This is a genomic window from Pseudomonas sp. IT-232MI5, assembly GCF_949767845.1.
Taxonomy (GTDB): domain Bacteria; phylum Pseudomonadota; class Gammaproteobacteria; order Pseudomonadales; family Pseudomonadaceae; genus Aquipseudomonas.
Map to the genome: position 1 here is coordinate 279,344 of NZ_CATKQE010000002.1, position 17,068 is coordinate 296,411.

The 17,068-nt window shown below is 60.3% G+C and carries 16 protein-coding genes; 10 read left to right on the plus strand and 6 right to left on the minus strand.

All coding sequences use genetic code 11. The annotated features are described in order from the left end of the window. Window positions 1-67: 67 nt before the first annotated feature. On the minus strand, window positions 68-973 hold the full coding sequence (locus tag ACM6JQ_RS02620; protein ID WP_414893175.1) for a LysR family transcriptional regulator: 906 nt from the start codon (window positions 971-973) through the stop codon (window positions 68-70). A gap of 114 nt (window positions 974-1,087) precedes the next feature. Here ACM6JQ_RS02620 and ACM6JQ_RS02625 point away from each other — a divergent pair, with 114 nt between their 5' ends. Further along, window positions 1,088-1,966: an MBL fold metallo-hydrolase gene (locus ACM6JQ_RS02625; protein ID WP_095112310.1), complete on the plus strand. Its 879-nt coding sequence runs from the start codon at window positions 1,088-1,090 to the stop codon at window positions 1,964-1,966. A 46-nt stretch (window positions 1,967-2,012) separates the two neighbouring features. Beyond that, window positions 2,013-2,627, plus strand: a complete 615-nt coding sequence (locus tag ACM6JQ_RS02630; RefSeq protein ID WP_095112309.1) for an NAD(P)-dependent oxidoreductase — start codon at window positions 2,013-2,015, stop codon at window positions 2,625-2,627. 211 nt (window positions 2,628-2,838) lie between these two features. Here the strand turns inward: ACM6JQ_RS02630 and ACM6JQ_RS02635 are convergent, their stop codons facing one another. Next, window positions 2,839-3,720 carry a LysR substrate-binding domain-containing protein gene (locus ACM6JQ_RS02635; protein WP_007912629.1) on the minus strand — a complete coding sequence of 294 codons (882 nt, stop codon included), beginning with the start codon at window positions 3,718-3,720 and terminating at the stop codon, window positions 2,839-2,841. A 226-nt stretch (window positions 3,721-3,946) separates the two neighbouring features. Here ACM6JQ_RS02635 and ACM6JQ_RS02640 point away from each other — a divergent pair, with 226 nt between their 5' ends. The 6 genes from ACM6JQ_RS02640 to ACM6JQ_RS02665 all read left to right on the plus strand — a co-directional run bounded on the left by ACM6JQ_RS02640 (window position 3,947) and on the right by ACM6JQ_RS02665 (window position 11,333). Further along, window positions 3,947-5,584: a 5-guanidino-2-oxopentanoate decarboxylase gene (locus tag ACM6JQ_RS02640; protein ID WP_414893176.1), complete on the plus strand. Its 1,638-nt coding sequence runs from the start codon at window positions 3,947-3,949 to the stop codon at window positions 5,582-5,584. Continuing rightward, on the plus strand, window positions 5,584-7,032 hold the full coding sequence (locus ACM6JQ_RS02645; protein WP_176472306.1) for an aldehyde dehydrogenase family protein: 1,449 nt from the start codon (window positions 5,584-5,586) through the stop codon (window positions 7,030-7,032). Before ACM6JQ_RS02640 ends, ACM6JQ_RS02645 begins: the two co-directional genes overlap by 1 nt. A gap of 217 nt (window positions 7,033-7,249) precedes the next feature. Continuing rightward, window positions 7,250-8,353: an ABC transporter substrate-binding protein gene (locus tag ACM6JQ_RS02650; RefSeq protein WP_007912623.1), complete on the plus strand. Its 1,104-nt coding sequence runs from the start codon at window positions 7,250-7,252 to the stop codon at window positions 8,351-8,353. A 157-nt stretch (window positions 8,354-8,510) separates the two neighbouring features. After that, window positions 8,511-9,419 carry an ABC transporter permease gene (locus ACM6JQ_RS02655; protein WP_007912621.1) on the plus strand — a complete coding sequence of 303 codons (909 nt, stop codon included), beginning with the start codon at window positions 8,511-8,513 and terminating at the stop codon, window positions 9,417-9,419. Then, complete coding sequence (locus ACM6JQ_RS02660; RefSeq protein WP_007912618.1) at window positions 9,416-10,264, plus strand: ABC transporter permease; 849 nt, start codon at window positions 9,416-9,418, stop codon at window positions 10,262-10,264. The genes ACM6JQ_RS02655 and ACM6JQ_RS02660 overlap by 4 nt, the downstream gene beginning before the upstream one ends. A gap of 13 nt (window positions 10,265-10,277) precedes the next feature. Beyond that, a complete protein-coding gene (locus tag ACM6JQ_RS02665) occupies window positions 10,278-11,333 on the plus strand; it encodes an ABC transporter ATP-binding protein (protein WP_007912616.1) in 1,056 nt (351 codons plus the stop codon). Window positions 11,334-11,610: 277 nt separating this feature from the next. Here ACM6JQ_RS02665 and ACM6JQ_RS02670 read toward each other — a convergent pair whose 3' ends face one another. Then, on the minus strand, window positions 11,611-12,540 hold the full coding sequence (locus ACM6JQ_RS02670) for an AraC family transcriptional regulator (RefSeq protein ID WP_007912614.1): 930 nt from the start codon (window positions 12,538-12,540) through the stop codon (window positions 11,611-11,613). A gap of 397 nt (window positions 12,541-12,937) precedes the next feature. On the opposite strand from ACM6JQ_RS02670, the gene ACM6JQ_RS02675 reads away from it, so the two are divergent. Both ACM6JQ_RS02675 and ACM6JQ_RS02680 read left to right on the plus strand, forming a co-directional pair. Then, window positions 12,938-13,291: a putative quinol monooxygenase gene (locus tag ACM6JQ_RS02675; RefSeq protein ID WP_414893177.1), complete on the plus strand. Its 354-nt coding sequence runs from the start codon at window positions 12,938-12,940 to the stop codon at window positions 13,289-13,291. A 44-nt stretch (window positions 13,292-13,335) separates the two neighbouring features. Beyond that, a complete protein-coding gene (locus tag ACM6JQ_RS02680; protein WP_042704945.1) occupies window positions 13,336-13,578 on the plus strand; it encodes a hypothetical protein in 243 nt (80 codons plus the stop codon). A 4-nt stretch (window positions 13,579-13,582) separates the two neighbouring features. On the opposite strand, the gene ACM6JQ_RS02685 is transcribed toward ACM6JQ_RS02680, so the two are convergent. The 3 genes from ACM6JQ_RS02685 to ACM6JQ_RS02695 all read right to left on the minus strand — a co-directional run bounded on the left by ACM6JQ_RS02685 (window position 13,583) and on the right by ACM6JQ_RS02695 (window position 16,478). Next, window positions 13,583-14,212, minus strand: a complete 630-nt coding sequence (locus tag ACM6JQ_RS02685) for a flavin reductase family protein (RefSeq protein ID WP_007912610.1) — start codon at window positions 14,210-14,212, stop codon at window positions 13,583-13,585. Window positions 14,213-14,469: 257 nt separating this feature from the next. Then, entirely contained in the window at window positions 14,470-14,745 is a 276-nt protein-coding gene (locus tag ACM6JQ_RS02690; RefSeq protein ID WP_414893178.1) for a hypothetical protein, read from the minus strand. 413 nt (window positions 14,746-15,158) lie between these two features. After that, complete coding sequence (locus ACM6JQ_RS02695) at window positions 15,159-16,478, minus strand: MFS transporter (protein WP_007912608.1); 1,320 nt, start codon at window positions 16,476-16,478, stop codon at window positions 15,159-15,161. Window positions 16,479-17,068 lie beyond the last annotated feature (590 nt).

The following is a 17,068-nucleotide window of genomic DNA, read 5'->3' on the forward strand; positions in this document are numbered from 1 at the left end:
TTGCCAGCGAGTGCGCTTGAGCTTGTAACTGGCCATTCAGCATATCGATAGCCACAGTGGATCGGGTTTACAGGCCGATATCCCACTCGGGGTTTTCGGGAAATCTGAGCACCAGAAAATCCAGCATGCTACGCAGCGCCGCCGGCATGTGTTTGCGCGAGGCGTACACCGCATAGATGTTCATTTGCCGTGGTTCGGCATGGGGCAGCAGTCGCACCAGTTCACCGCTGTGAATATGCACCCCGGCCTGATAGGTCGGCAGCATCGCCACCCCCGCGCCAGCCAATGTTGCGCGCAATAACGTACTGGCTTCGTTGGCGCTGATATTACCCTGCACCGGCACCGAAACCGGTTCGCCATCCTCCTCGAAATGCCACAGGCTTTTGCCGAAATACGAGTGCGTCAGGCAGTTGTGTCGACTCAGTTCCTCGACCCGCAGAGGCGCCGGCTGTTCTTGCAGATACGCCGGCGCGGCGCAGACCACCGAACGACAAACGGTCAGGCGCCGGGCGATCAGGTTGGGGTCGAGATCGTTACTGGTACGAATCGCCAGATCGATGCGCTCATCCACCAGATTCACCGTGCGATCGAGCATTTGCAGGTCGATGCTGACTCCGGGGTAGCGTTTGACGTAAGCGGCTACGGCATCGGCCAGTTGGGCCTGGCCGAACGAAGTACTGACGCTGATCCTTAGCAGCCCGCGCGGTGCGTCGTGGGGTTCGCTGACGGCGGCCTGCATGTCGGTCGACAGTTCGATCATCTGTCGGCAACGCGGCAGAATTTCACTGCCGGCAGCGGTCAGGCTCAACTTGCGCGTGGTGCGGTGCATCAGGCGTGCGCCGACCCAGTCCTCAAGCTCCGCCAGATAACGTGAAACCACCGGCCGCGACAGGTCCAGATGATCGGCCGCTGCCGACTGGCTGCCTAGATCCACCACGGTGACAAACACTCGCATTGCTTGGAGACGATCCATGATTTGCCCGCTTTCAGAAACAAACTATGTTCAAGCATCGCATTTTTTGTACTGAGTCAGGCAACTAAGCTCTGTTCCATCGCCAAACACGGCATTCGGACACCGGAGCAACAGATGATCGGCTTCACCACACTCAAACGCGTTCTGCTCGCCACCGCTTCCCTGGGTTTCGCCGCGCATGCCGCCGCAGCCAACCTGACCCTCGACGTCTACAACCCGGGAACCAGCGCGATTTTCCCGGTGACCTCGGTGCTGGTCAGCGGCGAGAAAGACGCGATCCTCGTCGATGCGCAGTTCGGCAAATCCCAGGCTGAACAGGTCGTGGAAAAGATCCGCGCCAGTGGCAAGCACCTGACCACTATCTACATCAGCCACGGTGACCCGGATTACTACTTCGGCCTCGATACCCTGACTCAAGCATTCCCGGAAGCCAAGGTAGTGGCCTCGCAGCCGACGGTTGATCACATCAACCAAACCGTCGCCGGCAAACTGGCCTTCTGGGGGCCGAAAATGGGCGCCGACGTTCCGGCGAAAACCATCGTGCCGGGCGTGCTCAAGGGCGACAGCCTGATGCTCGAAGGGCAGAAGTTGCAGGTGGTCGGCCTTGAGGGCAAACAGCCGGATCGCAGCTTTGTGTGGATTCCGTCGCTCAAGGCCGTGGTCGGTGGCGTCGTCGTTGCCGAGAACATTCACGTATGGATGGCCGATACCCAGAGCGCGCAATCCCACGCCGATTGGCTGGAAACATTGCACGCGATCGAAACCCTCAAGCCGAACACCGTGGTGCCAGGCCATTACCTCGGCAACAGCAGCCGTTCGCTGGCCAGCGTGAAATTCACCGCCGACTACATTAAGGCGTTCGACGCGGAAACCGCCAAGGCCAAAGACTCCACCGCACTGATCAAGGCGATGAAAAAACGCTACCCGAAACTGGGTGAGGAAAGCTCGCTGGAGCTGAGCGCGAAAGTCGCCAAGGGCGAAATGCAGTGGTAAGCCGATTCTGAAAAACGCAGCACTCTCAAGCTAACTGGAGAATGTCATGAGCAAGATCGCAATCATTGGTGCCACCGGCCGCGCCGGTAGCCAATTGCTGGAAGAAGCCCTGCGTCGTGGCCATAGCGTGACCGCTATCGCCCGCGACACCTCGAAGATCGGCGCCCGTGCCGGTGTGGTAAGCAAGAATGTCGATGTGCGGGATTCCGCAGCGCTGCAAGACGCGGTGGCCGGTCACGATGTGGTGATCACCGCCGCGCATTTCGCCACCGTCCCTGCGGCGGCGATTGTCGGGCCAGTGAAGCAGGCGGGCGTGCAGCGCTTGCTGGTGGTCGGCGGTGCTGGTTCGTTGTTGCTGCCGGACGACACTCGGGTGATCGACAGTGCGGGTTTCCCGGCGGAGTACAAAGCTGAAGCCAGTGCCGGTGCGGCGTTTCTTGAGGCGTTGCGTCAGGAGAAAGATCTGCACTGGACCTTTCTGTCGCCGTCGGCGGAGTTTGTTGAAGGTGAGCGCACGGGGAGTTTCCGTGTCGGCCAGGATCACTTGCTGGTGAGCGCTGAAGGGCGTAGCTGGATCACTTTTGCTGATTACGCGATTGCGTTGATCGACGAGGTGGAAACGCCGAAGCATTCGCGTCAGCGGTTTACTGTCGGGTACTGAGTGAATCCTTGCCCCCTCACCCCAGCCCTCTCCCGAGGGAGAGGGCTGGGGTGAGGTGTCTGGCGTTGTACATCGACCTGAGTGATCGAGTCGATTATGGATTCAACGCAGTAATTTCACGTCGGCGTATTTCTAGAGCATCCCCTAATCAGTCCCCTCTCCCTCTGGGCGGTCCGACGTTTCGGGAGGGTTAGGGTGAGGGGAAATGGCCTCACCGCAAATGAGCCTGCTCAACCAGCCAGATCATCAATTCCTCCAACTGCGGCGAAGGCTCGGTTCCCGCAGGCACCACCACGTAATACGCCAGCCCCGTCTTCACCTTCAACGCAAACGGCATCACCAGCCGTCCCGCGCGCAAGTCATCACCAATCAACGACCAATCCCCGATCGCCACCCCCGTCCCATGCGACGCCATCGACATCGCCTGATCCAGCGTTTCGAAATGCTGGCCCAGGTTCACGTTGTTCAATTGCAACTCGGCCGCTGTCAGCCAGACCTTCCAGTCCTGAGTGTCGGAAGTCGGATGCAGCAACAAGTGCTGTTGCAGATCCGCCGGCTCGAACAACGCTGGCGGGCCTTTCAACAGTGCCGGTGAACAGACCGGGGTCAGTTGCTCATCGAACAGGTGCAGGGCAGTCGAGGAGTTGTCCGGCGGCGTTCCATAGATCACCGCCGCGTCAAATTGCTCGCGCTGAAAGTCCACGCCATGGGCCAGGGTGGTGGTCAGTTTGACCGGCACATCCGGGCGTTCCTTTTGCCATTGCAGCAGGCGTGGCACCAGCCAGCGCATCACACAACTGGGGGCCTTGAGTTGCAGGGTTTCGCGCTTGAGACCGATCTGCTCGGTGGCCTCAGTGATCAGACCGAAAACCTTCTCCACTCGCGGCAACCATTCCCTTCCTTCAGCCGTCAGCTCCAGCCCTCGGGCCAGGCGGATGAACAATTCATACCCCAGATGATCTTCCAGTCCGGCGATCTGCCGGCTCACCGCGCCCTGGGTGATGTGCAACTGCTCGGCGGCCCGGGTGAAGTTGCAGCACTGCGCGGTGATCAGAAACGTATGCAGGGCGGGCAGGGGGGGCAGTCGTTTCATGTGGATCCAAGGTATGACGTGAGGACATGGCTAGTATGACTTTTAATCGATTGTTGCCGCTACCTGCCGACCGTTCAATGAGCCCATGAAGGGCCCTCTGTAGGAGTGAGCCTGCTCGCGATAGCGGTGAGTCAGTCACCGCAGTGTTGAATGTGAAGACGCTATCGCGAGCAGGCTCACTCCTACAGAAAGGCCCTGTGTTTTTAGCTGACAAAAGGGCAATGACATGGCGACGTGTGGCGAAGTACTGGTCAAGTTACTCGAAGGTTACGGGGTCGAGCAGGTGTTCGGCATTCCCGGCGTGCACACCGTGGAGTTGTATCGCGGGCTGGCCCGTTCGAGCATCAACCACGTCACCCCACGGCATGAGCAGGGCGCCGGTTTCATGGCCGACGGTTATGCGCGCACCAGCGGTAAACCGGGGGTGTGCTTCATCATCACCGGCCCGGGCATGACCAACATCACCACCGCCATGGGCCAGGCTTACGCCGATTCGATCCCGATGCTGGTGATCTCCAGCGTGCAGAGCCGCAACCAGTTGGGCGGTGGGCGCGGCAAGCTGCATGAGTTGCCGAACCAGAGCGCACTGGTCGCTGGCGTCGCGGCGTTCTCCCACACGCTGATGTCGGCGTCGGAGTTGCCGGGCGTGCTCGCTCGCGCATTCGCCTTGTTCCAGGCCGGCCGTCCGCGTCCGGTGCACATCGAAATCCCGCTGGACGTGCTGGTAGAAGAAGCCGATGACTTGCTCGCCAGCGTTCCGGTCAACATCGACCGCGCCGGCGCCGCGCCCGCCGCTGTGAGCCGTATGAGCGAGTTGCTCGCCGGCGCTCAGCGTCCCTTGATCCTCGCCGGTGGCGGTGCGATCGATGCCGCTGCCGAACTCACCGAACTGGCCGAACTGCTCGATGCACCGGTGGCGCTGACCATCAATGCCAAGGGCATGTTGCCGTCGACGCATCCGCTGCTGATCGGTTCGACGCAAAGCCTGGTCGCCACCCGCGCGCTGGTCGCCGACGCCGATGTGGTGCTGGCGATCGGCACCGAACTGGCCGAAACCGATTACGACGTGACCTTCGCCGGTGGTTTCGAGATTCCCGGCAAACTGCTGCGCATTGATATCGATGCCGACCAGACCGTGCGTCACTATCCGCCACACGTGGCATTGGTTGCCGATTCACGCAATGCCGCGCAGGCGCTGCTCAGCGCCTTGTCGCACAAAGCGCTGGCTGAGCGCCGCAACGATTGGGGCCAGGTGCGCGCCGCGCGTCTGCGTGAAGATCTCGCCGCAACCTGGGATGCCCCGACCCTGGCGCAAACCCGCTTCCTCGAAACCGTGCTGCATGAATTGCCCGACGCGGTGTTCGTCGGCGACTCCACGCAACCGGTGTACACCGGCAACCTCACGTTCAATCCGGAGCGTCCGCGCCGCTGGTTCAACTCGTCGACCGGTTACGGCACCCTCGGCTATGCGTTGCCGGCCGCGATTGGCGCATGGCTCGGTGGCCAACTCGACAAAGGTGCACGGCCACCGGTGGTGTGCCTGATCGGCGATGGCGGTTTGCAATTCACCCTGCCGGAACTGGCCAGCGCCGTCGAAGCGCGCACGCCGGTGATTGTCCTGTTGTGGAATAACCAGGGCTACGAAGAGATCAAGAAATACATGGTCAACCGCGCCATCGAACCGGTTGGCGTCGATATCTACACCCCGGACTTTATCGGTGTGGCCAAGGCCCTCGGTTGCGCTGCCGAAGCGATCAGCTCGGTGGAACAACTGCGCAGTGCGCTACGTGCGGCGACCGATCGCCAAGGCCCGACCGTGATTGAAATCGATCAGCACCAGTGGATGCAGGCGGTGGCCCAATGATCAGTTTCCCAACCACACTCGACGGCCTCTATATCAACGGCCAATGGTCGGCCGGCCGCGAACATCTGCGCGTGATCAACCCGGCCACCGAGGCGTTGCTGACCACGGTCAATGGCGGTGACGAGCACGCGGTCGAGCAAGCGGTCGCCGCTGCCACTGCCGCGTTCAAGGATTGGTCACAAACCAGCGGTGCCGAGCGCGGCGCAATCCTGCGCAACATCGCCAATGGCGTGCGCAACGGTCGCGATCACTTGATGAACCTGCAGTCGAGCAACAACGGTAAACCGCAGTTCGAAGCGGCCATCGACGTCGACGATGTGATCGCCACGTTCGAGTACTACGCCGAACTCGCCGAAGGCCTCGACGCCAGACAGGACAGCAACGTGCCGCTGCCCAGCGATGATTTCAGCGCACGCCTGCGCCGCGAGCCGTGCGGTGTGGTCGGGCTGATCGTGCCGTGGAATTTCCCGATGGTCACCACCGCGTGGAAACTCGCCCCGGCGCTGGCCGCCGGGTGCTGCGTGGTGCTGAAGCCATCGGAAGTCACGCCGCTGCCAGAGCTGGAGCTGGCGGCGATCATCGCCGAAGCCGGCCTGCCCACAGGCGTGTTCAACGTCGTTTGCGGTACTGGTCTGGCGGTCGGTGCACCACTGTCGGCGGATCCGCGCATCGCCAAGATTTCCTTCACCGGTAGCAACGCCGTCGGTGTCCAGGTGATGCAGCGCGCCGCTGAAACGGTGAAGGGCGTGAGTCTGGAGCTGGGCGGCAAATCTTCGCTGCTGGTGCTCGAAGATGCTGATCTGGAACTGGCGGTCGAGCTGGCTTGCGGTGGCGGTTTCTTCAATGCCGGACAGATGTGCTCGGCTACCAGCCGCGTGTTGGTCGCCGATGAGCTGGCAGACGAATTCCTCGAACGTTTGCACAAGCGTGCGCAAGCAATTCGCGTCGCCGACCCGTTCGACCCGGACGTGGAGATGGGCGCACTGGTCAATCAGGCGCAATACCAGCGTGTGCTTGGTCACATCGACCGCGGTCTCAGTGCTGGCGCGAAACTGCTTTGCGGCGGCAATCGTCCGGCAGATTTGCCGCGCGGCTATTTTTTGCAGCCAACCGTGTTCACCGACGTGCCCCTCGACAGTGCGCTGTGGTGCGAAGAGATTTTTGGCCCGGTGCTGTGCGTGCGCCGTTTCAGCAGCGAAGCCGAGGCAATTGCCTTGGCCAACGACAGCCAATTCGGCCTGGTCGCCAGTGTGGTGACGCGAAACGCCGAGACCGCCGAGCGGGTCGCCAACGCCCTGCAGGCGGGGCTGGTGTGGCTCAACGCACCGCAAGTGATCTTCCCGCAAACGGCGTGGGGTGGTTACAAGCAGAGCAGTATCGGCCGCGAGTTGGGGCCATGGGGCCTGGCCGCTTTTCAGGAAATCAAACACGTGATCCGGGCGCTCTGAACGCCCGAAAAAGGTCAGCGCATGCCTCGCAACGAGGCATGCGTCGGCGTCATGGCTTCAATGAGTTTTTATCGATAGTCAGGTGTTTTGCACGACCTCAGGATGAACCCGTCGGCAGCGCTAAAGCCCTTGTAAAACGGGGCTTGGCGCGGATCCGGCCGCGCGGATGCAACGGTTGCGACCAACCTCATACTTAAAAGAACAAAGGGAGTCCGTCATGGGCGAGCACGATCTGAACAGGCGTCAATTCATTAAAACCGTCGGCGTCGCCTCGGTGGCGGCGGCCGCCCTGAGCATGCCCTTCATCCGGGCGAGCGCCAGCGACACGCGTTTTGCCGGCAAGACCCTGCGTTTGCTGACCTGGTCGGATGACACCGGCCTCGCCGCACTGCGTAACATCGCCGCGACGTTCGAAGCCAAGACCGGTGCCAAGGTCATCGCCGACCGCACCGGCAGCACCTCGGAAATGGTCGCCAAACTCAAGGCCGGCGGTGACCGTCCGCAGTACGACATCATCACCCTGGCCGGTGTCGGTGCCGAGGGTCTGGCCGCCGCCGGGCTGCTGGAAAAACCTGATTTAAACCGCATTCCCAACCTGGTCGACGTCCCGGAACAATACCGCACCGGCGCCAATGGCCACGGCATCGGTTATCTCTTGTGGTGCAACAGTCTGGTCTACAGCACCCGCACACAAAAAGACGCGCCAAGCAGTTACGCCGCGTTGTGGGATGCCGATCTGGCGCCGAACATTTTCCTGCCGCCGCCAAACTGGACCGAAGCGATGGACCTGATCATCATCGCCGCGAAACTGGCCGGCGGTGACGAACACAACATCGAACCAGGTTTCAAGAAGCTCGCCGAACTCAAGGATCGCGTGGTGACTTTGGGTGAAAACCCGAACCAGATCGCCGAACTGTTCCGCACCGGATCGCTGGACATGGGCGGCCTCTATGCGCCGGCATTTTTCCCCAAGCAGATCCGCGATCCGAACTACGGCCTCGGTGCTACCTTCGGCATGAAGGAAGGTTTTTACACCGACCTGATGCTTTCGGTGATGCCGAAGAATCGTCCGGGCGACACCGATCTGGCTTACGCGTTTATCGATCACTCCCTCGACCCGCTGGTGCAGGGCAAGATGGCCGAAGACATCTTCAACGGCCCGGTCAACGCCAAGGCGATCATCTCCGCCGAAGCGCGCAAGAGCCCGTTCATCCTCACGCCGGAGCAGATTGCCGAGAAGGCGATCATGCACGACAACGCCTTCCTGGCCACCGTGCATGACCAATGGATTCGTCGCTATACGGAAATTTTTTCTTCCTGACGCCGAACTCCCCCTGTAGGAGCTGCCGAAGGCTGCGATCTTTTGCCTTTGATCTTCTCTGAGCAGATGAGGATCAACAGCAAGATCAAAAGATCGCAGCCTTCGGCAGCTCCTACAGGGATGTGTTGTTTGGCTTTCCATTGACGAGATCATTGCTATGGAACATCAATCCCTGACCCAAGCGGTCGGCGCCGCTGACGTGCGCCCGACGCGCGCTGTTTCACCGACTGCGCGGGCGTGGCTTTTCCTCACGCCGTCGATGCTGTTTCTCGGCGTGCTGATCGCCGCCAGCCTGCTGGTGCTGCGCATGAGCGTCGGCACCAAAGGCGCGGAGTGGAGCGGTTTCAGCCTGGCCAGTTACGCCCAGTTGCTCGAACCGTACTACCTGAAATCCTTGTTGCTGACCTTGCGTCTGGCGTTGATCAGCGCGGTGATTGCCGTGGTGTTGGCGATCCCGGTGGCGTACACCATGTCGCGGCTGACCTCGCCGTTTCTGCGACGGATTTTCCTCGCGGCGGTACTGCTGCCGTTGCTGGTCAATCTGCTGCTGCAAAGCTATGGCTGGCTGGTGATTCTCGGCCCGGCCGGCATGCTCAATCAGGCGCTGATGGGGCTCGGCCTGATCAAGCGGCCGATCATGTTGCTGTACAACCAGAACGGCGTATTGATGGGGCTGGTGCAAACCGCGTTTCCGCTCGCCGTGCTGCCGATCGCCAGTGCCATGCGCGGCGTCGCCCGCACTTATGAGGAAGCCGCCGCGACCCTCGGCGCCAGCCGTTTTCAGGTGTTCCGCCAAGTGGTGTTACCGATGAGTTTGCCCGGGATCATCACTGGCGCAACGCTGGTGTTCGCTTACAACGCCAGCAGCTTCGTCGTGCCGTTGCTGCTCGGCGGTCGTCGCGTGCCGATGCTGGCGGTGATGGTGCATGACCAGATCGCGCCGCTGATGAACTGGCCTGCCGCGTCCGCTGCCGGTGTCGTACTGATTGTCACCACGCTGGCGATCATGACCTTGTCCGAATACATCACTGGCCGTCGTCGGCGTCTGCTGGAGGCTTCGCAATGAGTGCCCTGACCAAGAAGCGCATGGCGCTGCTGCCCGGCGAAACCGGCAAGTTCGCCGGCATCCTCTCCGGCTTCATTCTGCTGCTGGCGGTGTTGCCGATCCTGACCATGATCGTCATGTCGTTCAGCGGTGCGTCGAACCTCGACTTCCCGCCGAGCAGCTACAGCCTGCAATGGTACAAAGCGGCCTGGCACACCTTCGTGTCGCCGGACGCCAGCGATGTGCTGAGCCTCGGTCAGGCGATGGCCACCAGTCTGCTGGTGTCGTGCCTGACGATGATCTTCGCCACGCTGATCGCCGTGCCCGCGGCTTACGCGCTGACCCGTTGCGAGTTCCGTGGCAAAGCCGTGGCGCTGCAACTGATGTCGCTGCCGCTGGTGTTTCCGATGGTGGTGTTGGGTCTGGCATTGCTGCTGGTGTTCGACAGCCTGCCGTTCCACATGACCACCTCGCGATTGGTGATCGCCCACGTGATTCTGGCCTTGCCATTTGTGGTGAAAAACTGCACGGCGGCGATGCTTTCCATCGGCAGCGAAGTCGAGGAAGCGGCGCGGATGCTCGGCGCCTCTCCATTGCGCGCGATTGTCGATGTGGTGGTGCCGTTGATGAAGTCGGGGATTCTGGCGGGCATGCTGCTGGCGTTCATCGTCTCGTTCAACGAGTTCACCGTGACCTATTTCCTGTACACCATCGACGTCATGACCGTGCCGATCTGGATGTACAGCCGCACCGTGTCATCGCTCGACCCTACCGTGTTCTCGTTTGCCGTGCTGATCGTGCTGATCGACTTCGTCCTGATCTGGGCGCTGGAGAAGCTGGTGGGCGAGGGCGGCGTTTCCTTTTGATTTGAGGTGCAACATGACTGGTCTGATTCTGGAAAACGTCGAGAAATTCTACGGCTCGGCGTGCGCGGTACAAGACGTCAACCTGCATTTGCCGGAAGGCAAACTGGTGTGTTTCCTCGGCCCTTCCGGCTGCGGTAAAACCACCTTGTTGCGGATGATCGCCGGGCTGGAAACCCTCACTGGCGGCGAGATTCGCCTGGACGGCGAGGACATCGGCCAGACCCCGGCGCACCTGCGCAACTTCGGCATGGTGTTCCAGTCGCTGGCGCTGTTCCCGCACATGACCGTCGGCGAGAACATCGCCTACCCGTTGAAACTGCGCGGCGTCAGCAAGGCTGATCGGCACAAACGCGTTGTCGAGTTGCTGGAGCTGATCCAGTTGCAGGCGATGATCGATCGCCCGGTGGCGAAACTTTCCGGCGGTCAGCGGCAGCGCGTGGCGATTGCCCGGGCGATTGCCTCGCACCCGAAAATCCTCCTGCTCGATGAGCCGCTGTCGGCGCTCGACGCCAAGCTGCGCGAATCGATGCAGGTGGAAATCCGCCAACTGCAACAGCGCCTGAACATCACCACAATCATGGTCACCCACGATCAGCGCGAAGCGATGACCATGGCGGATATCGTCGTGGTGCTGGGCGAGCACAAGGTGCAGCAGGTCGGCACGCCGATCGAAATCTACCGGCATCCGGCCAACGAGTTTGTCGCTGACTTCATCGGCTCGGGCAATATTTTCCCGGCTACCGCATTGGGTGATGGCAAGGTCAGCCTGCCCGGCGGTGATGCGCTGCAAGTGCCGATCTGCAGCAGCATTGTCGTCGGGCAGAAAGTGAAGATGCTGATTCGTCCGGAAGACCTGCAACTGTCTGCGCCGCAAGCGACGGCGGGCAATCGATTGCTCGGCAAGGTGACGTTTGTGCGCGATATCGGCGCGACCATCGAGACCACGGTGGAGTGTTCCGGGGTGACGTTTACGGCGTTGAGCACGCCGTGTCAGGGAATCGGATTGGGGATTGGCCATCCGGTGTCGGTGACGTTGCCGGTGGAGGCTTGTCGGGTGTTGGGGGCGTAGAGCGAGTTCTGACTCCGAATCGCCCCTCACCCAGCCCTCCCGAAACGTCGGACCGCCCGGAGGGAGAGGGAGCCAACCGAGGTGTCTGGCGTTATCCATCGACCTGAAAAATCCATTTGATTATGGATTCGGCAAAGCAAGCGCTATTCATCGACTTGAAAAATCCAGTTGATTATGGATTCGGCAAAGCACTTTCAGGTCGGTGAACCTCTCCAATATTCCCCATTCAGTCCCCTCTCCCTCTGGGAGAGGGTTAGGGTGAGGGGCTTCTAAACGGTCACACCGAAAGCCGCAACCGCGCCAAATCCCTTAACGGCGGCGCACCAAACAGCCGGCTGTACTCGCGGCTGAACTGCGACGGACTTTCATACCCCACGCGATACCCCGCCGCCGAAGCCTCCAGCCCCTCGGCCAGCATCAGGCGCCGCGCCTCTTGCAGGCGCAATTGCTTCTGATACTGCAGCGGGCTCATCGCCGTCATCGCCTTGAAACGGTGATGCAAGGTCGAGACGCTGAGGTTCACTTCCTTGGCCAGATCATCAATGCGCAACGGCTGCTCGAAGTTGCCGTTAAGCCATTTGATCGCCTGGCTGATGCGATGGCTCTGACTGTTGGCAATCGCGATTTCATACAAGCGATGCCCCTGCGGACTGCGCAGCAGGCGATAAAGAATCTCCCGGCGAATCAGCGGTGCGAGCATGGCGATGTCTTTCGGCGCATCGAGCAAACGTGCCAGACGCAGCACGGCATCGAGCATCGAACTGTCGATCTGCTCGACATACAAACCACGCCCGGTCGGCCGGGTCGGTACGCCCATGGGGCCGGCGTCAGCGATCAGCGCGGTGATTTCTGTCGGGTCGATATCCAGGCGCACAGCGAGGATCGGTTCCTCCGGCGAGACATTGACCACGCGCCCGCTCAGCGGCATCGAAACCGACACCACCAGATAATTCAGCGGGTCGTAGTTGAAGAACTCGTCGGCCAGGCGCACCTCTTTGCGCCCCTGCGCCATGATGCACAGCGCCGGTTGCGCGAGCACCGGGGCAAAGTCGTGGGATTTTGTGTGGCGCGACATGAACAGCGAGCCGATGGCGGTCTCGTAGCTGCCATCGTCGGTGGTGTTGCGGCGGATGATCGCCGCCAGTTCCGCACGCTGTTTTTCCATGTCAGCGCTGGGTTCGGCTTGAAAACGATCGAATGACGTCATGCACGGCATCCTCGGCAGGGGAGGTGGAATGGAGCAGAGCATATGTTTGTGCAAGCGCCAGCGGTAGACACATCCTGCGAAATGCTTGCCTGATTCTGCCCGGAGCTGTTTTCGCGCCTGTCGCGATTCAACCCTGTAGGAGCTGCGGAAGGCTGCGATCTGTTGATCTTTAAAGCAAAACCAAAAGATCGCAGCCTTCGGCAGCTCCTACACAAAACGCGTATGACAACCGTGTGACGCCGTTTTACAGGTTGTTACAGCTTCTGGATGCAGTCTCGCAGGATTGTGCAACGCGGCGGCAGGAATCGACTAACGGCGCCTGGCGCTCGGCCCTTAACCTTTGAACCTGTCGCAGCCCGTCCCCCGGCTGCCACGCGACTCCCTGGGAGGGTTGAACATGTCCAAGCAGATTCCCGTCAGTCATATGGCCTTCGTTCGAGCGCGCGCCGGGCGTTCGGCGGAACTCGGTGTACGCCTGAGCGCGTTGATCGATCCGTCCCGCGCCGCCCCCGGTTGCCTGAGCTTTGCCTTGCAGCATTCGCAGTGTGATCCGGAGTTGTGGCTGGTCTCCGGGTTCTGGAGCAGTCAGCAAATGATGACCAACTATTTCAACAGCCCGTCGATGGAAATCTTCGCCGAGCTGGTGCAGGAGCTGGTGGTCAACAGCCTCGACTTCCACACTTTCAAGGACGTGTCGGCGCCGCAAGCCCTCGGCCAATGCCCGGCGCCGGTACACAAACTCGTCGGTTGAGGGTTTAATGTCCGGCTTAATTTGTCTGAGCCGGGATGTGTGACATGGCACGTAAAGAGTTCGAGCACTTCGAAGCAGTTTCCGCAGTCGTCCCCGTCGAGTTGGGCGGCAACAAGGGCTATCACGCGGCAATCGCGGTCAAGGCCCTGGTCGATGGCGGCGCACCACGCTTTCACAAACTGCTGAATGATCAAGTCTTCCCCGGCGCGATTGCTGCCGATGAAGCAGCCATCAATGAGCTGGATAACCTCAAGGGCGTCACTGAAGACGCCGACTTGATCTGGTAACGCGTTACTTGTTTGCGCCCGGACGCCACATCTTGAACAGGGCCTCAGGCCCCAGCTGGAAGTAGTCCGCCGGCCCGCCGCCGCGCAGAATCGGTTCTGCCGCGGCGGTGTCGTAGATGCCATCCTTCAACAGCCACTTGGCGATGTGCACGGCGACCACTTCGCCGAGGATCAGCCAGCTCGGCACCGTCTCGCCATCAGCGCGCTGCAATTGAATGATCTGCGTGACCTTGCACTCGAAGGACACCGGGCTTTCGGCCACCCGTGGCACCGAAATCACCTTTGACGCGACGGTCGTCAATCCCGCCAACTCAAACTCGTTGACCTCAGGCGCGACCATCGCGCAGCTCTGATTCATCTGTTCGGCCAGCGGGCGGGTGGCGAGGTTCCAGACGAACTCGCCGGTCTGCTCGATGTTGTTCAGGCTGTCTTTGCGCCCGACGCTGGAAAAACCGATGATCGGCGGAATGTAGTTGAATGCGTTGAAGAAACTGTACGGCGCCAGGTTCAACCGGCCGTTGGCATCCTGTGAAGAAATCCAGCCGATAGGCCTTGGACCGACGATGGCGTTGAACGGATCGTGGGGCAGACCGTGGCCGTTGGCGGGTTCGTAGAAGTGGATGTCATCGGGCATGGAGGGTGAGTTCCTGAGGCTGCGTTTCGGATGCAGCCATAGTGCAAGGACGCCCGGCATATTTCCAGCCAGACGCAAAACCCCGTGTAGGAGCTGCCGAAGGCTGCGATCTTTTGATTTTGCTTTTAAAGATCAAGATCAAAAGATCGCAGCCTTCGGCAGCTCCTACAGGGGATTTGTGTGTATTTGAGAAAATTGTCATGCCCCAGAAATGACTAAGCCCGGCCGAAGCCGGGCTGTGAGAGGGCTGCAGATACTTAGCTGATGGCAGCGGCGGTGCCGGTTTTGTCGAAGCCGTCAGCAGCGACCGTTTTACCCAGATTGGTCTTGTCGAAACCATCGGCAGCCACAGCTTTACCAATGTTGGTTTTATCAAAACCGTCAGCGGCGTAAGTACCCGAGTGGCCGGTTTCAATGGCCGCGCTGGCGCCGCTGATGAAGTCGGCAGATTTGGTTTTGTCCGAGCCGTCGGCAGCGAAAGTGTTGGCGGCCAGTACGGACAGGGTCAGGGCGAGGATCAGTTTGGTTTTCATGTCGGTTACTCCGGATTCGTTGGCGGGTGTGTCTTGCATGGGTTTAATGCTACGCCAATTAAATTGATTAAAAAGTGCAAAATAATGCTAATAACAATCGATTAACCTGATATTAAGGGCGGCGCGTTGAATTCGCTTTCGTCGTCGGAGCGAGCGTCGCGCAGGTCATCGATCAGGTGATTGCAGAATGAGCGGGCAGCATTAATTAGCGATTAATCGCGTTGCGGCGTGTGTGAGGAATTTTTCATGCAGGTCTGGATAACGCGGTGACCCCATTCGCGAGCAGGCTCGCTCCCACAGGAAAAATGCATTCCAAATGTGGGAGCGAGCCTGCTCGCGAAGAGTCCATCACAGTCACAGTCACAGTCACAGTCACAGTCACAGTCACCGTTGCAGTGGCTGTGAAAACCCGATCAGTCAGTCACGATCCGCGAATGTTTCTGGGTGTCCTTCATGGTGATGTACACCAGCAACGACACTGCGATGCACGCGGTCACGTACCAGTAGTAACCGGTTTCCATGCCGATGCTCTTGAACCACAGCGCGATGTATTCGGCGGTGCCGCCGAAGATCGATACGGTCAGTGCGTACGGTAGGCCGACGCCCAGGGCGCGGATTTCAGTCGGGAACAATTCAGCTTTGACCACCGCGTTGATCGAGGTGTAGCCGCTGACGATGATCAGCGCCGCCATGATCAGGAAGAACGCGCCCCACCAGGTTTGAATGGTGTGCAGGGTCATCAGGATCGGCACGGTGAAGATCGTCCCCAGCACGCCGAAGGCGATCAGGATCGGACGACGACCGATCTTGTCCGAGAGGCCACCGATGATCGGTTGCAGGCACATGAACAGGAACAGCGTGGCGGCAGAAATGGTGGTCGAGTCGGAGATGCTCATGCCGACCGTGTTCACCAGGTATTTCTGCATGTAAGTGGTGTAGGTGTAGAACGCCAAGGTGCCGCCCATGGTCAGGCCGACCACGGTCAGCAGTTCTTTGGGGTGGCGCATCAAGGTGCGCATGGCGCTTTCCTTGGACTTTTCTTTCTTGGTGAACGACTCGGTTTCTTCCATGCCACGACGCAGGTACAGCGCCACGACTGCACACAGCGCGCCGATGGCGAACGGAATACGCCAGCCCCACGCGTACAGCTGTTCAGTGGTCAGCACGTTCTGCAGCACGATCAGTACGCCCAGCGCGATGAGCTGGCCGGAGATCAGGGTCACGTACTGGAAGCTGGAGAAGAAGCCGCGACGTTCCTTGGTCGCCATCTCCGAGAGATAGGTCGCCGAGGTGCCGTATTCGCCACCGACCGACAGGCCTTGCAGCAGTCGCGCGAACACCAGCAGGATCGGCGCGCCGATGCCGATGGTTTCGTAGTTCGGGCTGAGGGCGATCAGCAGCGAGCCGAAGCACATCAGGTAGACCGAGGCCATCAGGGCTTTTTTACGTCCGACCTTGTCGGCGTACATGCCCATCAGCCAGCCACCGATCGGACGCATCAGAAAGCCGACGGCGAAGATCGCAGCTGTGTTCATCAGTTGGGCGGTGGTGGAACCGGCAGGGAAAAAGGTTTTCGCGAAGTACAGGGAGAAGGCGGCATACACATACCAGTCGTACCACTCGACCATGTTGCCGACGGAACCGCTGAAGATCGATTTGATCCGGCTGGCGGTGGTTCTTTCTTTGGCCGGCACGGCAGCCGACCCAAGTGGCAGGGCGTTGGAGTTATCCATTGAAGGATCCTTCGTTTAATTGTTTTTGTGGAGCGCGTTGGAACGCAGCCTGCGAGGGCTATAGCAGGAGGTGTGCCAACGGGGGGAGGGCCGGTTTAGAGGGCCGAGCGGGTTGGGGTGAGCGGGATATCGCCGAAGGATTTAGTTTGATGAGCGGATTTCCGCTTATTGGGGCGAAGATCAAAAGCCCCTCACCCTAACCCTCTCCCAGGGGGAGAGGGGACTGACCGAGTGGATTGTTCGAGTTACACCGACCTGAGATACCGAGTCGAACTCAGGTTTCGAACAGCATGAAGATCGGCTCCCGTCCCCCTCGCCCCCTGGGGGAGAGGGCTGGGGTGACCGAGTGGATTGTTCGAGTTACACCGACCTGAGATACCGAGTCGAACTCAGGTTTCGAACAGCATGAAGATCGGCTCCCGTCCCCCTCGCTCCCTGGGGGAGAGAGCTGGGGTGACCGAGTGGATTGTTCGAGTTACACCGACCTGAGATACCGAGTCGAACTCAGGTTTCGAACAGCATAAAGATCGGCTCCCTTCCCCCTCGCCCCCTTGGGGGAGAGGGCTGGGGTGAGGGGGAAAGATCTCAGC

What these genes read in the sequence shown, in the direction of transcription:
- ACM6JQ_RS02695 (WP_007912608.1), bottom strand. Translation starts at nt 16,478, where the DNA reads ATGGATAACTCCAACGCCCTGCCACTTGGGTCGGCTGCCGTGCCGGCC.
- ACM6JQ_RS02640 (WP_414893176.1), top strand. Translation starts at nt 3,947, where the DNA reads ATGGCGACGTGTGGCGAAGTACTGGTCAAGTTACTCGAAGGTTACGGG.
- ACM6JQ_RS02625 (WP_095112310.1), top strand. Translation starts at nt 1,088, where the DNA reads ATGATCGGCTTCACCACACTCAAACGCGTTCTGCTCGCCACCGCTTCC.
- ACM6JQ_RS02680 (WP_042704945.1), top strand. Translation starts at nt 13,336, where the DNA reads ATGGCACGTAAAGAGTTCGAGCACTTCGAAGCAGTTTCCGCAGTCGTC.
- ACM6JQ_RS02690 (WP_414893178.1), bottom strand. Translation starts at nt 14,745, where the DNA reads ATGAAAACCAAACTGATCCTCGCCCTGACCCTGTCCGTACTGGCCGCC.
- ACM6JQ_RS02685 (WP_007912610.1), bottom strand. Translation starts at nt 14,212, where the DNA reads ATGCCCGATGACATCCACTTCTACGAACCCGCCAACGGCCACGGTCTG.
- ACM6JQ_RS02630 (WP_095112309.1), top strand. Translation starts at nt 2,013, where the DNA reads ATGAGCAAGATCGCAATCATTGGTGCCACCGGCCGCGCCGGTAGCCAA.
- ACM6JQ_RS02675 (WP_414893177.1), top strand. Translation starts at nt 12,938, where the DNA reads ATGTCCAAGCAGATTCCCGTCAGTCATATGGCCTTCGTTCGAGCGCGC.
- ACM6JQ_RS02660 (WP_007912618.1), top strand. Translation starts at nt 9,416, where the DNA reads ATGAGTGCCCTGACCAAGAAGCGCATGGCGCTGCTGCCCGGCGAAACC.
- ACM6JQ_RS02665 (WP_007912616.1), top strand. Translation starts at nt 10,278, where the DNA reads ATGACTGGTCTGATTCTGGAAAACGTCGAGAAATTCTACGGCTCGGCG.
- ACM6JQ_RS02650 (WP_007912623.1), top strand. Translation starts at nt 7,250, where the DNA reads ATGGGCGAGCACGATCTGAACAGGCGTCAATTCATTAAAACCGTCGGC.
- ACM6JQ_RS02620 (WP_414893175.1), bottom strand. Translation starts at nt 973, where the DNA reads ATGGATCGTCTCCAAGCAATGCGAGTGTTTGTCACCGTGGTGGATCTA.
- ACM6JQ_RS02655 (WP_007912621.1), top strand. Translation starts at nt 8,511, where the DNA reads ATGGAACATCAATCCCTGACCCAAGCGGTCGGCGCCGCTGACGTGCGC.
- ACM6JQ_RS02670 (WP_007912614.1), bottom strand. Translation starts at nt 12,540, where the DNA reads ATGACGTCATTCGATCGTTTTCAAGCCGAACCCAGCGCTGACATGGAA.
- ACM6JQ_RS02635 (WP_007912629.1), bottom strand. Translation starts at nt 3,720, where the DNA reads ATGAAACGACTGCCCCCCCTGCCCGCCCTGCATACGTTTCTGATCACC.